Annotated in this window: 12 protein-coding genes and 1 tRNA gene; 9 read left to right on the forward strand and 4 right to left on the reverse strand. The window is 71.5% G+C overall.

Translation table 11 applies throughout. From position 1 onward, the window contains the following. The first annotated feature begins 167 nt into the window (after positions 1-167). The 3 genes from IFT51_RS05010 to IFT51_RS05020 all read left to right on the forward strand — a co-directional run bounded on the left by IFT51_RS05010 (position 168) and on the right by IFT51_RS05020 (position 3,570). Positions 168-1,706, forward strand: a complete 1,539-nt coding sequence (locus IFT51_RS05010) for an ABC transporter ATP-binding protein (protein WP_244636925.1) — start codon at positions 168-170, stop codon at positions 1,704-1,706. Continuing rightward, the gene (locus tag IFT51_RS05015; protein ID WP_192059822.1) at positions 1,682-3,247 is read left to right on the forward strand and encodes an ABC transporter permease; all 1,566 of its coding nucleotides are present in this window, start codon (positions 1,682-1,684) and stop codon (positions 3,245-3,247) included. Before IFT51_RS05010 ends, IFT51_RS05015 begins: the two co-directional genes overlap by 25 nt. A gap of 62 nt (positions 3,248-3,309) precedes the next feature. Continuing rightward, complete coding sequence (locus IFT51_RS05020; RefSeq protein ID WP_192059824.1) at positions 3,310-3,570, forward strand: DUF3039 domain-containing protein; 261 nt, start codon at positions 3,310-3,312, stop codon at positions 3,568-3,570. 45 nt (positions 3,571-3,615) lie between these two features. Here IFT51_RS05020 and IFT51_RS05025 read toward each other — a convergent pair whose 3' ends face one another. After that, complete coding sequence (locus IFT51_RS05025; RefSeq protein ID WP_192059826.1) at positions 3,616-4,905, reverse strand: nicotinate phosphoribosyltransferase; 1,290 nt, start codon at positions 4,903-4,905, stop codon at positions 3,616-3,618. A gap of 60 nt (positions 4,906-4,965) precedes the next feature. On the opposite strand from IFT51_RS05025, the gene murI reads away from it, so the two are divergent. From murI to rdgB, 3 genes are read left to right on the forward strand one after another with little or no spacing between them, the layout of a single operon-like run. After that, positions 4,966-5,850: a glutamate racemase gene (gene murI, locus IFT51_RS05030; protein ID WP_192059828.1), complete on the forward strand. Its 885-nt coding sequence runs from the start codon at positions 4,966-4,968 to the stop codon at positions 5,848-5,850. Then, positions 5,847-6,617 carry a ribonuclease PH gene (rph, locus tag IFT51_RS05035; protein WP_192059830.1) on the forward strand — a complete coding sequence of 257 codons (771 nt, stop codon included), beginning with the start codon at positions 5,847-5,849 and terminating at the stop codon, positions 6,615-6,617. The genes murI and rph overlap by 4 nt, the downstream gene beginning before the upstream one ends. Continuing rightward, on the forward strand, positions 6,614-7,201 hold the full coding sequence (gene rdgB, locus IFT51_RS05040) for an RdgB/HAM1 family non-canonical purine NTP pyrophosphatase (protein ID WP_192059832.1): 588 nt from the start codon (positions 6,614-6,616) through the stop codon (positions 7,199-7,201). Before rph ends, rdgB begins: the two co-directional genes overlap by 4 nt. Positions 7,202-7,223: 22 nt before the next feature. Here the strand turns inward: rdgB and IFT51_RS05045 are convergent, their stop codons facing one another. From IFT51_RS05045 to IFT51_RS05055, 3 genes are all read right to left on the reverse strand, one after another. Continuing rightward, the gene (locus tag IFT51_RS05045) at positions 7,224-7,949 is read right to left on the reverse strand and encodes a DedA family protein (RefSeq protein ID WP_192059834.1); all 726 of its coding nucleotides are present in this window, start codon (positions 7,947-7,949) and stop codon (positions 7,224-7,226) included. Between the two features lie 25 nt (positions 7,950-7,974). After that, positions 7,975-8,056: transfer RNA gene (locus tag IFT51_RS05050), tRNA-Leu, on the reverse strand. Between the two features lie 70 nt (positions 8,057-8,126). After that, on the reverse strand, positions 8,127-9,380 hold the full coding sequence (locus IFT51_RS05055; RefSeq protein WP_192059837.1) for an MFS transporter: 1,254 nt from the start codon (positions 9,378-9,380) through the stop codon (positions 8,127-8,129). A gap of 59 nt (positions 9,381-9,439) precedes the next feature. On the opposite strand from IFT51_RS05055, the gene mnmA reads away from it, so the two are divergent. From mnmA to IFT51_RS05070, 3 genes are all read left to right on the forward strand, one after another. After that, on the forward strand, positions 9,440-10,567 hold the full coding sequence (gene mnmA, locus IFT51_RS05060) for a tRNA 2-thiouridine(34) synthase MnmA (protein WP_192059839.1): 1,128 nt from the start codon (positions 9,440-9,442) through the stop codon (positions 10,565-10,567). A gap of 10 nt (positions 10,568-10,577) precedes the next feature. Further along, positions 10,578-12,890, forward strand: coding sequence for an NAD-dependent DNA ligase LigA (gene ligA, locus IFT51_RS05065; RefSeq protein WP_192059841.1), 2,313 nt, complete (start codon positions 10,578-10,580; stop codon positions 12,888-12,890). Between the two features lie 106 nt (positions 12,891-12,996). Next, positions 12,997-14,460: an alpha/beta hydrolase gene (locus IFT51_RS05070; RefSeq protein ID WP_192059843.1), complete on the forward strand. Its 1,464-nt coding sequence runs from the start codon at positions 12,997-12,999 to the stop codon at positions 14,458-14,460. The last annotated feature ends 20 nt before the right edge of the window (positions 14,461-14,480 follow it).

Consider the following 14,480-nt stretch of genomic DNA (forward strand, 5'->3'; position numbering starts at 1 on the left):
TGTTCGAGCGGTGTTCACCGCGGGGTCTCGATCTGGACACGTCGTTGTGCCTGGGGAGTCTATCGCGGGGGGCGCTTCTGGCGGTAGTGTCCGCACCCTCTTCGTTTCCCATTCGTGATGCGCCCCGGTAGGCCGTGCCGGTCCACGCGCGTTGGTACGGTTGACCGATGGCTGTGACGACGGACGACGAACAGGGCGACGAGCGCGCCGACGACTCGCCCCGTTCGGGCGACTCGGACGACGGCCGGACGGACACCACGACGGGGACTGCGATTCAGGGGGACGACATGGACGGCGACGGCATCGAGACCGGCCGCGGGGGCGACGAAGCGGTGGCGCCGACGCCGACCGTCCGATCAGGTGGTCGTGCTCCGCGTCGCCCCGCGACGCCACGCTCTGCGGCCGATCGCTCCGCCGCCGCGAAGAAGGCGGCCGCGACCCGGGCCGCGAACGCCCGCGCACGGGCCGCCGAGGCGGCCGCCCGCGCGGCCGCCGAGGAGCTCGCCGCACGCGAGGCTGCAGCCGTTCAGGCGCAGGAGGACGCGACCACCGTCGCGGACGACGACGTCGCCGGTGATGAGGCTGAGCTCGTCGCCGAGACGGACGAGACCCTGGAGGCCGACAAGGCCACCGACACCGACCAGGACACCGACACCGACGAGGCCACGGACACCGTGGAGGCCACGGACACCGTGGAGGCCGTCGAGTCCGACGAGACCGTGGAGTCCTCCGAAGGCGACGAGACGACCGCGGTGCGGGCTGACGCCGACGCAGTCGTCGGCACTCGAGACGAGGCGACCGGGCCCGAGCCCGTCGTCGGCACCCGAGACGAGGCGACCGGGTCCGAGTCCGACGTCGAGAAGGTCGTCGCCGTCGACGGGACCGATGCGCAGGAGGCTCCCGTCGTCGACGAGGCGACCCGCGCCTCCTCGGAGGCCGTCGAGGCGCCGGTCGTCCTGTCCATCTCGGGTCTCGTGAAGCGCTACGGCGCCACGACCGCCGTCGACGGCATCGATCTCGAGGTGAGAGCGGGCTCGTTCTACGGCATCGTCGGCCCGAACGGTGCCGGCAAGACCACGACCCTGTCGATCGTCACCGGTCTGCTGCGCCCCGACGAGGGCAGCGTCAGCGTGCTCGGCAGCGACGTCTGGTCCGATCCGGCCGCAGCGAAGCGCGCCCTCGGCGTGCTGCCCGACAGGCTCCGACTCTTCGACCGTCTGACGGGGGCTCAGCTCCTCTACTACTCGGCGACTCTGCGGGGGCTCGACGGATCGACGGCGCGCAAGCGCACATCGGACCTCGCAACGGCCTTCGGCCTGCAGGACGCACTCGGACGGCTCGTCAGCGACTACTCGGTCGGCATGACGAAGAAGCTCGCCATCGCGGCCGCCATCATCCATTCGCCGCGGGTGCTCGTCCTGGACGAGCCCTTCGAGTCGGTCGACCCGGTGTCGGCGCAGACCGTGACCGACGTGCTGCAGCGCTACGTGGCGGGCGGGGGCACCGTCGTCCTGTCGAGCCACAGCATGGATCTCGTCGAGCGCATCTGCGACAGCGTCGCCGTCATCGTCGACGGTCACGTGCTGGCCAGCGGGACGGTCGACGAGGTCCGTGCCGGGCGCTCACTCGAGCAGACGTTCGTCGAACTGGCAGGCGGTCGGGCCGTCACGGAGGGCATGGAATGGTTGCAGAGCTTCTCCGACTGAGGCTCCAGACGATCGCCAACACGGTGCGCTTCGGTCCGCGTGCGCTGCTCGCCGCCGTCGTCTCGGTCCTCGTCGTCCTCCTCTCGTCCTCCGCGCTCTCGGCTCTGGCCGGCGGGCTCCGCGGTTCGTCGCTCGACGACGTCCGGGCCCTCGTCGTCGGTGGGGGCTCGCTGCTCCTGCTGGGTTACTTCGTGGTGCCGTTCGCACGGGTGCGCCCGCCCTGGGCGGATCCGCGCCGGCTCGCGCTCGTCGGCACGCCTGAGCCGGCCGCCGCCGCAGGGCTGGCACTCGGTGCCCTCATCGGGCTCCCCGCCTTCGCGCTCGTCGTGCTGTCGCCCGGGTACGTCCGTGCCTGGGAGGGCACCGGGGCGTCGGCGTCCGTCGCCGTGGTGGCCGCCGTCGCCGCGGGTGCGACGGCCTTCCTGCTATCGCTGGTCTCGTCCACTCTCAACACCGTCGTGCTCACCTCGCGCCGGTCGCGGCAGTTCCTCCTGGGCGGGGGAGTCCTCGTGGCTCTGCTCGTCGTGCCGTTGATCGTCGATCTGGTCCGCGCCTCCTGGACGGGCTCCGCGCCCACCGGCGTGCTGGCCGGGATCCTCGCCTGGACGCCGTTCGGAGCGGCCCTCGCGCTGCCCGGGCACGCCGCCGAGGGCGACACGGCACGGGTCGTGCTCGATGCGCTCATCGCGGCGGCCTCGCTGGTGGGGCTCTGGTGGGCCTGGCGCGCGCTCGTCGCCCGAGCGTTCGTCGATCGGCCCGAACCCGAGCTCGACGACGACACGAGCGGTCTCGGATGGTTCGAGTTCGTGCCGGCCACGCCGATCGGCGCGGTGGCCGCCCGGAGCCTGACGTACTGGATGCGCGACGCGCGTTACCGGATGTCCCTCGTCGTCATCCCGATCATCCCTCTGCTCGTGATCCCGCTGGGCATCGCGGGCGTGAGCTGGAACTGGCTGGCGCTCGTCCCGGTGCCGCTGATGTGCCTGATCGTCGGGTTCCTGCCGCACAACGACGTCGCCTACGACAGCACGGCGCTGTGGCTGCACGTGGCCGCCGACACGAAGGGGTCGTCCGACCGGATCGGTCGACTCGCGCCGCCCCTCCTCATCGGCATCCCTCTCGTCGTCATCGGCTCCGCCGTCGCGGTCTGGGCCTTCGGCGACTGGCGCGCCCTCTGGTCGGAGATCGGGATCGGGTCCGCCCTGCTGCTCAGCGGACTCGGCCTCTCCAGCGTCATGTCGGCGGCCATGCCCTACGCGACCGTGCGTCCGCACGACGATCCGTTCCAGCAGCCCCAGTCGAGCGGCTCGTCGTCGGTGCTCGCCCAGACGCTGATGATCGGCGGGGCGCTCGTCTCGGCCGTCCCCGCGCTCTGCTTCGCGGCCCTCGACCTCTTCGGCGGCGACACGTCGGCGGGTCCGTGGTCGATGGTGTCCGGTATCGCGGTGGGTCTGGTCGTGCTGATCGTCGGGGTCGTCGTCGGCTCCCGCGTGTTCACGAGGCGCGCGCCCGAGCTGCTGGCCTCCGCTCTCCGCAGCTGACGGCGCGATCCGAGGGACAGCCCCTCGACGCGGGTACGGCCCGGCGTCGTACCATGGTCGGCATGAGCAACACGGAAACCGGCGGTGGCCTCGATGTCCTCGATCGCGAGCTCGAGAAGCTCCTCAACGAGGAGAACATCGACCCGGGCGATCACGAGCGCTTCTCGCACTACGTCAAGAAGGACAAGATCATGGAGTCCGCCTTGAGCGGCAAGCCCGTCAAGGCGCTCTGCGGCAAGAAGTGGACCCCGGGTCGCGACCCGGAGAAGTTCCCGGTCTGCCCGACGTGCCGCGACATCTACGAGAAGATGACGAAAGAGTAGAACCGCGCACCACCTGATCGTGGCGCCCGGGCACCCCTCGCCCGATCAGGCGTAGACGGTCGGGATGACGGGTTCGCCGCGACCGAGGCGGAATGCGCCGGCAGGCAGCTCGGCGACCGCGGTGCGCCTGTGCTCGCGTGCTCGCTGGACACCGGCGTGCCCCATGAAGCGCTCGTCGACGACGCCGCCCGTGACCAGCGGGACGAGCAGGGCGCGTTCACCGTCGGCGGTCTCGTGGTCGCCCACGCGGACGAGCTCGGTGGTGGCGACGCCGCCGGACAGCACCCGCACGGGAGCCTTCCGGCCGCCGACGCTCGCCTTGTCCGCCGACTTCTTCGCGACGGAGAGCCACGCGCCGTCGCCGCCCCGGCGGGCGACGAGCTTGTAGACCATCCCCGCGGCCGGATGCCCGGACCCGGAGACCACCGACGTGCCGACTCCGTAGCTGTCGACGGGCGCGGCGCGCAGGGCGGCGATCGTGTACTCGTCGAGGTCGTTGGTGACCGTGATGCGGGTGCCGGTGGCCCCGAGGCCGTCGAGCTGACGACGCACCTGCGCCACGAGCGAGGGCAGGTCGCCGCTGTCGATGCGCACGGCGCCGAGGCCCGTGCCCGCGACCTCGACGGCCGTGCGGACCGCCTTCTCGATGTCGTAGGTGTCGACGAGCAGAGTCGTGCCCGAGCCGAGGGTGGCGACCTGCGCTCGGAAGGCCTCCTCCTCGCTGTCGTGCAGCAGGGTGAAGGCGTGCGCGGCCGTCCCCATGGTGGGGACGCCCCAGGTGCGACCGGCCTCGAGGTTGCTCGTGGCGTCGAAGCCCGCGATGTAGGCGGCTCGGGCGGCGGCCACGGCGCTCCGCTCGCCGGTGCGTCGCGAGCCCATCTCGGCGAGGGGGCGACCGTCGGCTGCGGCCACCATCCGCGCTGCGGCGCCGGCCACCGCCGAGTCGTAGTTGAAGACGCTGAGCGCGAGCGTCTCGAGCAGGACCCCCTCGGCGAAGGTCGATTCGACCACCAGGATCGGCGAGCCGGGCAGATAGACCTCGCCCTCGGCGTAGCCGTGCACGTCGCCCGAGAACCGGTAGTCGGCGAGCCAGTCGATCGTGGCGCCGTCGACGATGCGCTCGTCGCGGAGCCAGGACAGCTCGGCGTCGCCGAATCGGAAGCGGGTCAGCTCGTCGAGGAACCTGCCCGTCCCGGCCACGACGCCGTAGCGGCGCCCCTCGGGGAGGCGACGGGCGAACACCTCGAAGACGCTGTCGCGGTGGGCGGTGCCGGCGCGGAGCGCGGCCTCGACCATCGTCAGCTCGTACCGGTCGGTCAGCAGTGCACTGGTCACGGACTCAGCCTAGGCCGCGCGAGCCGGGCGGACCGCACGAGCCGGGTAGGCTGGGCGACCGTGACGGACGCACCCATCGGAGTCTTCGACAGCGGGGTCGGGGGGCTGACGGTGTCCCGGGCCATCATCGACCAGCTGCCCCGCGAGTCCATCCTCTACGTCGGCGACACCGTCCACTCGCCCTACGGGCCGAAGCCGATCGCGACGGTGCGCGAGTACGCCCTCGCCGTCATGGACGACCTCGTCGAGCAGGGCGTCAAGCTGCTGGTCATCGCGTGCAACACCGCGTCGGCAGCCGTCCTCCGAGACGCTCGCGAGCGCTACACGATCGGCCGGGGCATCCCGGTCGTCGAGGTCATCCAGCCCGCCGTCCGGTCGGCGGTCAAGCAGACCAGGGCGAGACGCATCGGCGTGATCGGCACCGAGGGGACCATCAACTCGCGCGCTTACGAGGACGCCTTCGCGGCGGCGGCCGACCTCGAGCTCTTCACCCGGGCGTGCCCCCGGTTCGTCGAGTTCGTCGAGGCGGGCGACACGTCGAGCGCCGAGCTGCGGGCCGTCGCCGAGCAGTACCTCGCCCCGCTCCGCGACGCCCGGGTCGACACCCTCGTGCTCGGCTGCACCCACTACCCCCTGATGTCCGCGGCCATCCAGTACGTGATGGGGCCTGACGTCCATCTGGTCTCGAGCGCCGACGAGACGGCCGCCGACGTCTACCGCACCCTCGTCGACCATGACCTCGAGGCCCCGGCGGGCAGCGTGCCCCGCTACGAGTTCGAGGCGACCGGCGACGACCAGGGGTCGTTCCTCCGTCTGGCCAAGCGCTTCCTGGGGCCCGAGATTTCCCGGGTCGGCCATCTCGAGACCGGCGCGATCGACCTCCCCCCACGACCTTCCCGCACGACCGAGCAGGGGCCGAGCACCGGCCCGAGGAGAACAGCATGAGCGACGACACGACCACCAGCACCAGCGCCAGCGCCAGCACGACCGTCCGCGCCGACGGTCGACGGGTCGACGACCTCCGCACCGTCACCATCGAGAAGGGCTGGAGCTCGCAGGCCGAGGGCAGTGCGCTGGTCTCGTTCGGTGACACGAAGGTGCTCTGCACCGCGTCGTTCACGAACGGCGTCCCCCGGTGGCTCACGGGCAAGGGCAAGGGCTGGGTGACCGCCGAGTACTCGATGCTGCCGCGGGCCACCAACTCGCGCAACGACCGCGAGAGCGTCAAGGGCAAGATCGGCGGTCGCACCCACGAGATCTCCCGTCTGATCGGTCGCAGCCTGCGTGCGGTCGTCGACACGAAGGCTCTCGGCGAGAACACGATCGTGCTCGACTGCGACGTGCTGCAGGCCGACGGTGGCACCCGCACCGCGGCGATCACGGGCGCCTACGTGGCCCTCGCGCAGGCCATCGAATGGGGTCGCGAGAAGAAGTTCATCGCGCAGAAGGCCTCGCCCCTGACCGACAGCGTCTCGGCCGTGTCCGTCGGCATCATCGACGGCGAGCCGATGCTCGATCTCGCCTACGTCGAGGACGTCCGCGCCGAGACCGACATGAACGTCGTGGTCACGGGCAGCGGTCTCTTCGTCGAGGTGCAGGGCACGGCCGAGGGCGCGCCCTTCGACCGTCGCGAGCTGGGCGAGCTGCTCGACCTCGCCGTCGCGGGCGCCGCCGATCTCACGCGCATCCAGCTCGAGGTGCTCGGCAAGTGACGAAGGTCGTCATCGCCACGCACAACCAGGGCAAGGTGGCCGAGCTCCGACTGCTGCTGGCCGAGACGGCGCCGGGCGTCGAACTGGTCGCCTACGACGGACCGGAGCCCGTCGAAGACGGCGACAGCTTCGTGGCCAACGCGCTGATCAAGGCGCGGGCGGCCGCCGAGCACACCGGGCTCCCCGCGCTCGCCGACGACAGCGGCATCTCGGCCGCCGCCCTCGACGGCGCGCCGGGCATCCACTCGGCGCGCTACGCCGGCACCCGAGACGCCGACGACAACATCGACAAGCTGCTCCGCGAGGTCTCGGCCCACGACGACCGCTCCGTCTGGTTCTCGTGCGCGGCCGCGCTCGTCGTACCCGGCGAGGAGGCGTCCGAGCACGTCGAGTCGGGGGAGTGGCGGGGGACCCTGCTGGAGGCGCGGGTCGGCTCGAACGGACACGGCTACGATCCGGTCTTCCGCCCCGACGGCGAGACCCGGAGCGCAGCGGAGCTCACGACCGACGAGAAGAACGCGGTCAGTCACCGTGCGCGGGCGTTCCGGGCGATCGCGCCCTACGTGGCGGCGCTGGCGGACTGAGTCGACCCGCGCCTCCTCGGCGTCAGCCCTGGTGAGGCGTGCCCGAGACCTCGGACGCGCCGGACAGGTCGACGTCGTCGGATCCGCCGGTCGGCCCGGTCTTCTTGGCCTGGTGCACGCCGTGGAGGTAGTGGATCGCGATCGGGACGACGGTGGCCAGCACCGCGCCGAGCAGGATCAGATCGATGTACGAGCTGACGAAGTCCGCGATCGGGGGGATGTGCCCGATGCCGAAGCCCAGCAGGGTGATGCCCATTCCCCAGACGACCGCCCCGATCGCGTTGAAGAGCGAGTAGCGGCGGTAGCTCATGTGGCCGACGCCCGCCATGATGGGCGCGAAGGTGCGGACGACCGGCACGAACCTCGCGATGATGACGGCCATCGGGCCGAACCGTTCGAAGAAGGCGTTGGTGCGGTTCACGTTCGCGACGCTGAAGAGACCGCTCTCCTTCCGCTCGAAGATGCGGGGCCCGACCTTGTGTCCGATCAGATAGCCGAGCTCGCCCCCCGCGAAGGCGGCGATGCTGATGAAGACGGCGATCAGCCAGATCGGCATGCCGAGGGCGCCCGGGTTCGTGGCCGCCAGGATGCCCGTGATGATCAGCAGGGTGTCGCCCGGGAACAGGAACCCGATGAGCAGTCCGGTCTCGGCGAAGACCAGGACGCAGACGCCGAGCACGGCCCACGGGCCGAACGCCGAGAGGAGGTACTCGGGGTCGAGCCAGGGGATGGAGACGAGGGGCAGCATCGGGTTGTTCTCCGGTCGGGTCGAGTGCGGGAGAAGGGACTTGAACCCTCACGCTCGAAAGCACAGGAACCTAAATCCTGCGTGTCTGCCAATTCCACCACTCCCGCGGCAGGGTCAGTGTAGCGAGCCGCTCGACGGGAACGCGATCGCCTGCCGGCACCGGACGGGCAGGAGGCGCTACCGCTGCGACCGGGGCACGTGCGGCGAGTACCGGGGCACGTAGCGCACCAGGATCGCCGCGCCGATCAGCCCGAGCACGCCCATCACGCCGCTGGCCACCGAGATCGAGACGAGGGCCGTCACGGCCGAGATCAGCAGGGGCGCACCGGCGCTGCCCGCGTCGCCCGTGAAGCGCCAGGCGCCGAGGAACGGCGCGGGGTCGCGCTCGTCGGCGAGATCGGCACCCAGGGTCATGAGGATGCCGCTGCCCACCCCGTTGGCGAGCGACATGAAGACCGCGACGGCGACGAACCACCCCACCCGGGCGTCGAGGTCGTGGGTCAGCGAGAGGGCCAGGTAGGAGACCCCCAGGCCCACCATGCAGGGCACGGCGCTCCAGAGGCGGCCGAAACGGTCCATGATCTGACCGCTCGTGTAGAAGAGCGCGAAGTCCGCCGCGCCCGCGACGCCGATGATGATCGCCGTCTCGGACGCCCCGAGTCCGATGCTGACGGCCCACAGGGGGAGCATGACCTGCCTGCCGGAGCGCATGGCCCCGATCAGAGCGGCACCGCTGCCGAGCTTGACCAGCACCCCGCGGTGTCGCCAGAGCGTCGCGAAGAGCCCCTGGCGCTCGAGGGCGACGAGATCGGGCTCGTCGGAGGCCCGACGCGCGGCGGGGCGCTCGCCGAACGCGGCCGCCGGATCGCGCAGGACGAGCAGCGACACGGCCGCCCCGAGGCAGCCGACGATGTGCACCACGAACGCGGACTGCACGCTGCCGGTGAGCTCGATCACCCCCGCCGAGAGGAACGGCCCCACGAAGTAGCCCAGCCGGAAGACGCCGCCGAGGCTCGACAGGGCGCGGGCGCGGATGGCGACGGGCACGAAGCTCGTCATGAACGCGTGCCGAGCCAGGGCGAACACCGCGGTCGCCAGACCGATCACCAGCACGCCGATCGCCAGGACGACCTCGTTCGGGGCGAGGAGGCAGGTCACCAGCCCGCCGATGCTGACCAGGGAGGCGCCGATCATGCTGCTGCGCTCGCCGACCCGCGAGACCAGCCAGCCGCTCGGGATGTCGCCGATCAGCTCGCCCACGAGGATGAGCGCGGCGACGAACGCGGCGAACGGCAGGGAGGCGCCGAGTCCGCTCGCGACGACGGGGATGATCGGGATGATGGCGCCCTCGCCGATCGCGAACAGGGCCGCGGGGAGGAAGGCGGCCAGAGCCACCGACCGCATGCTGAAGTCGGGTGCGGAGTCGGTCATGTCGTCGGCCAGACTAGCTCCGCCCCGGCGGGGGCCCGTCCGCTGCGTACACTTGTCGGATGAAGGTTCTTGCAGCGATGAGTGGCGGCGTCGACTCGGCGGTCGCCGCAGCGAGGGCCGTCGAGGCCGGTCACGACGTCGTGGGGGTCCACCTGGCGCTCAGTCGGATGCCGGGCACCCTGCGGACGGGCAGCCGCGGCTGCTGCACCATCGAAGACAGCATGGACGCGCAGCGGGCGGCCAACAAGATCGGCATCCCCTACTACGTCTGGGACTTCAGCGAGCGGTTCAAGCTCGACGTCGTCGACGACTTCGTCGCCGAGTACACGGCGGGCCGCACCCCGAACCCCTGCATGCGCTGCAACGAGCGCATCAAGTTCGCCGCCCTGCTCGAGAAGGCGCTCGCCCTCGGCTTCGACGCGGTCTGCACGGGGCACTACGCGACCATCCTCACCGACGACCAGGGCAATCGCGAGCTGCACCGCGCCTCCGCGTGGGCCAAAGACCAGTCGTACGTGCTCGGGGTGCTGACGACCGAGCAGCTGGCGCACTCGATGTTCCCGCTCGGGGCGACGCCGTCGAAGGCCGAGGTGCGCGCCGAGGCCGCCGAGCGCGGCTTCAGCGTCGCCACGAAGCCCGACAGCCACGACATCTGCTTCATCCCCGACGGCGACACCCGCGGCTGGCTGGCCGACCGGGTCGGGGCCGAGACGGGCGAGATCCTCGACCGCAGCGGTACCGTCATCGGCAGCCACGAGGGCGCGCACGCCTTCACCGTCGGTCAGCGCAAGGGGCTCAACATCGGGTTCCCGGCGGACGACGGCAAGCCCCGGTTCGTGCTCGAGGTGCGTCCGGTCGACAACACCGTCGTGGTCGGGCCGAAGGAGGCCCTCGACATCGCGGAGATCGCAGGCGGCTCGTTCACCTGGGCCGGTCTGCCGCCGGTCGACCCGACCACCGCGTTCGACTGCGATGTGCAGATCCGCGCGCACGCCGACCCCGTGCCCGCAGTCGCGCGGGTGTCGGTGGTCGAGGGTAAGACTGAACTCGTGATCACACCTCGCGAACCCCTCAACGGAGTCGCCCCCGGGCAGACCGCCGTCGTCTACGTCGGCACCCGGGTGCTCGGCCAGTGCACCATCGACCGCACGGTCAGCGCCGTGCCGGTCCCGGCCGTCGTCGCCTGAGCACCGGGCCATGAGCGACAGCGACGCCGTTCCCGCCGACCTCGCCGAGGCACGTGACGAGGCCGAGGGCCTCACCGCACGGATCCTCGATCTCCGCGACCAGTACTACGAGTCGAACGCCTCGACGGTGTCGGACTCCGAGTACGACGCCCTGGTGCGGAGGCTCGACGCGATCGAGCGGGCGCACCCCGAGCTCCAGAAAGACGACAGCCCCACGCAGACCGTCGGCGGCCGGGCCGAGACCACGCAGTTCGCCCCGGTCGAGCACGCCGAGCGCATGCTCAGCCTCGACAACGTCTTCAGCGACGACGAGCTGGCCGAGTGGGCCGCGAAGGTGCAGCGCGACTCGGGGTCCGAGCGCGTCCGGTTCCTGACCGAGCTGAAGATCGACGGTCTCGCCATCAACCTCCGCTACGAGAACGGCGTGCTCGTCACCGCCGCCACCCGCGGCGACGGCGTCGTCGGCGAGGACGTCACGGGCAACGTGCTCGTGATGGGCTCGATCCCCGAGCGCCTGTCGGGCACGGGTCACCCGCCCCTGGTCGAGGTGCGCGGCGAGATCTTCTTCCCCGTCAGCCAGTTCGACGAGTTGAACGCGCAGCAGCGCGAGGCAGGCGAGCGGGTCTTTGCCAATCCCCGCAACGCGGCCGCCGGGTCGCTCCGTCAGAAGGAGGAGGGCAAGAGCCCCGAGAAGCGCGAGCTGATGCACGCCCGCCTCCGTCGCCTGCGGATGCTGGTGCACGGCATCGGCGCGTGGCCGGTCGGCGACCTCGAACGCGCCACCGAGGTGCGTTCGCAGTCGGAGGTCTACGAGCTGCTGGGTGGCTGGGGTCTGCCCATCTCGACGCACCATCGGGTGTTCGACACGGTCGCCGACGTGCAGGCGTTCATCCACGACTACGGAGTGAGGCGCGCGTCGGTCGAGCACCAGATCGACGGCATCGTGATCAAGGTCGACGACCTGGCGCTGCACGAAGAGCTGGGCTCGACGAGTCGTGCGCCACGGTGGGCCACCGCGTTCAAGTACCCGCCCGAAGAGGTCAACACGACTCTGCTCGACATCGTCGTCAGCGTGGGGCGCACCGGTCGGGCGACGCCGTTCGCCGTCATGGAGAAGGTCGAGGTGGCCGGCAGCGAGGTGCGGCAGGCGACACTGCACAACCAGCAGGTCGTCAAGGCCAAGGGCGTGCTGATCGGCGACACCGTCGTGCTGCGCAAGGCCGGCGACGTCATCCCCGAGGTGCTGGGGCCGGTCATCGAGCTTCGGGACGGCACGGAGCGCGAGTTCGTCATGCCGACCGACTGCCCCGAGTGCGGCACACCGCTCCGACCCGCCAAAGAGGGCGACATCGACCTCCGCTGCCCCAATGCCCAGAGCTGCCCCGCGCAGGTGCGCGGTCGGGTCGAGCACATCGCGTCGCGGGGGTCGCTCGACGTCGAGGGGCTCGGCGAGGTCGCCGCCGCGGCGCTGACCCAGCCCGTGGAGCCCGCCGAGCCGCCGCTCCGCACCGAGGCGGGGCTGTTCGACCTCACGATGGCCGACATCTTCCCGGTGAGGGTCGTCGTCCGCGATTCCGAGACCGGCATGCAGAAGCTCGAGGCCGACGGGGCTCCCAAGCTGGTGACGCCGTTCCGGCGTCGGCGGACGAAGCGGGACGGCCCGTTCGACCCCGACGCCGACGGGTTCTCGGGCGACGAGACGTCCGTCCCGTCCAAGAGCGCCCTCGAGATGCTCGGCAACCTCGACAAGGCGAAGACGAGCCCGCTCTGGCGCATCCTCGTGGGTCTCAGCATCCGCCACGTCGGTCCGGTGGCCGCACGAGCTCTCGCGAACCACTTCGGCTCGCTCGACGCCATCCGATCCGCCGACCGCGACGAGCTGGCGGCCGTCGACGGCGTCGGCGGCATCATCGCCGACGCCCTGATCGACTGGTTCTCCGTCGACTGGCACGTCGAGATCATCGACCGGTGGGCCGCCGCTGGTGTGCAGTTCGCCACGCCCGGGCATCCGGGGCCGGGGGCTGCCGAGACGGCCGGCGGGGTGCTCTCCGGGCTGACGGTCGTCGCCACCGGGAGTCTCGAGGGGTTCAGTCGAGAGGGAGCCCAGGAGGCCATCCTCGCCGCCGGCGGCAAGGCGGGCAACAGCGTCAGCAAGAAGACCGACTTCGTCGCCGCCGGGCCCGGGGCCGGTTCGAAGCTGACGAAGGCGGAGGCCCTCGGCGTCCGCATCATCGACGCAGCGCAGTTCCATGTCCTCCTTAAGGAGGGCCCGACGGGGCTGGCCGAGCCCGAAACGGGGGACGATACCGACATCGAGGCGTAGCGCATCTGGTGGGGCGTCATCGGCTCCCCCTACGATATGAGCGCACATCGTCTTCGGGCTGTAGGGGGTTCGGGGTACAGGTGTGCCTCGAGGGGGAAGACCCGACGTGCTGTTCCTCGCTACAGCAATCCTTTCCGCATCGATCCACCTCCTCGGAGCGATCGATGCACCGGCGACATCGGTCGTGCCGTCCGAGGCCGTGTCGACGGCTCACGCCGAGGTCGAGACCGCTCTCGTCTCCGCGAGTGCGACCGTGCCAGCACGGGTTCCGGCCTGGGCGGGACCCGAGGCGGGGGAGTCCGCCGACGCGGTCGCCCTGGCGTGCGGTGGAGAGACGACCGAGGGCGTCGACGGGGCGGGTTGCCTCGGTGAGCTGACCCGCGCCTCCTCGGAGTCCGTGCGGTCGTTCGCTTCGCACCTGGACTCCGCGGGAGACGACGTCAGCGCACTGTCGGCCGCGGTGACCGCCGACGTCGAAGCCGACGTCGTCGGCGACTGGTGGGGAGCCCTCGACCCGTCGCGACGGAACGAGCTCATCGCGCTGGCACCCGGTCTCGTGGGCAACCTCGAGGGGGTGCCCTACGGCGTGCGCGACGGAGCGAACCGGGTCTTCCTGAGCGAGGCCGTGGCGGCCGTGGACGACCGTCTCGCGAGCGGCGAGGCCGGCCCTGACGACGTCGCCCGCGCCGCGATGCTCGCCGCCGTCGGCGAGGCCCTCGCCGATCGCACCAGCGGAGCGGCCGACCGGCAGCTCGTCCTGCTCGACACCGTCATGCCGGGTCGGGTCGCCGTGTCGATCGGGGATCTCGACGCGGCCGACGACGTCAGCATCCTGGTGCCGGGGATGCTCTACGGGGTGACCGGTCAGGTCGTCGACTGGTCGATCACGGCCGGTGGGCTCTACGACGAGCAGTCGAGCTGGGCGGGCCTGCCATCCGGACGGGCGGCCGCCGACGCCCCCTCGACCGCCGTCGTCGCGTGGATGGGCTACCGCACGCCCGATCTGACCAACGTGTACTCGCTCGACCTCGCCCGGGTCGGCGCCGGGCACCTGGTGGACTCGCTCGCCGGGCTCGACGCCGCACGCTCGGCGCACCCCGCGAGGGTCACCGTGGTCGCGCACTCGTACGGTTCGACGACCGCGACCCTCGCGCTGTCGTCCGGGCGGACCATCGTCGACTCGCTCGTGCTGCTCGGCTCGCCCGGGAGCGTCGTCGAGACGTCGACCCAGCTCGCCGTGCACGGCAGCGACGTCTACGCGGCGGCGGGCAGCTTCGACCCGGTGGCCGGCAGCGGCGTCTTCGGCGCCGACCCCGGGTCGCCGGGCTTCGGCGCGGTGATGCTGCACACCGGGGGAGGCCTCGACGGCGTGACCGGAGAGGCCCTCGCCGCGGCGCTCGGGCACAACGACTACCTGCGCCCCGGCACCGAGTCGCTCCGCAGCATCGCCCTGATCGGACTCGGTCGCGGCGACCTCGTCGACTCCGACGAACGCACCCCGGGCACCGGAGGCCCGGTGCTCCCCGACATCACGCTCGTGCGCCCGCAGGATCTCTACGCCCGCGACTGAGAAGGCGCAGGAGGCGCGGG

The sequence above is a fragment of the Frigoribacterium sp. CFBP 13712 genome (genome assembly GCF_014842255.1).
GTDB lineage: Bacteria > Actinomycetota > Actinomycetes > Actinomycetales > Microbacteriaceae > Frigoribacterium.

Excerpts from the sequence above, each read along its gene's own strand:
- IFT51_RS05020 (WP_192059824.1), top strand. The coding sequence starts at position 3,310 with ATGAGCAACACGGAAACCGGCGGTGGCCTCGATGTCCTCGATCGCGAG.
- rph (WP_192059830.1), top strand. The coding sequence starts at position 5,847 with ATGAGCGACGACACGACCACCAGCACCAGCGCCAGCGCCAGCACGACC.
- mnmA (WP_192059839.1), top strand. The coding sequence starts at position 9,440 with ATGAAGGTTCTTGCAGCGATGAGTGGCGGCGTCGACTCGGCGGTCGCC.
- IFT51_RS05015 (WP_192059822.1), top strand. The coding sequence starts at position 1,682 with ATGGTTGCAGAGCTTCTCCGACTGAGGCTCCAGACGATCGCCAACACG.
- IFT51_RS05010 (WP_244636925.1), top strand. The coding sequence starts at position 168 with ATGGCTGTGACGACGGACGACGAACAGGGCGACGAGCGCGCCGACGAC.
- IFT51_RS05045 (WP_192059834.1), bottom strand. The coding sequence starts at position 7,949 with ATGCTGCCCCTCGTCTCCATCCCCTGGCTCGACCCCGAGTACCTCCTC.
- ligA (WP_192059841.1), top strand. The coding sequence starts at position 10,578 with ATGAGCGACAGCGACGCCGTTCCCGCCGACCTCGCCGAGGCACGTGAC.
- IFT51_RS05055 (WP_192059837.1), bottom strand. The coding sequence starts at position 9,380 with ATGACCGACTCCGCACCCGACTTCAGCATGCGGTCGGTGGCTCTGGCC.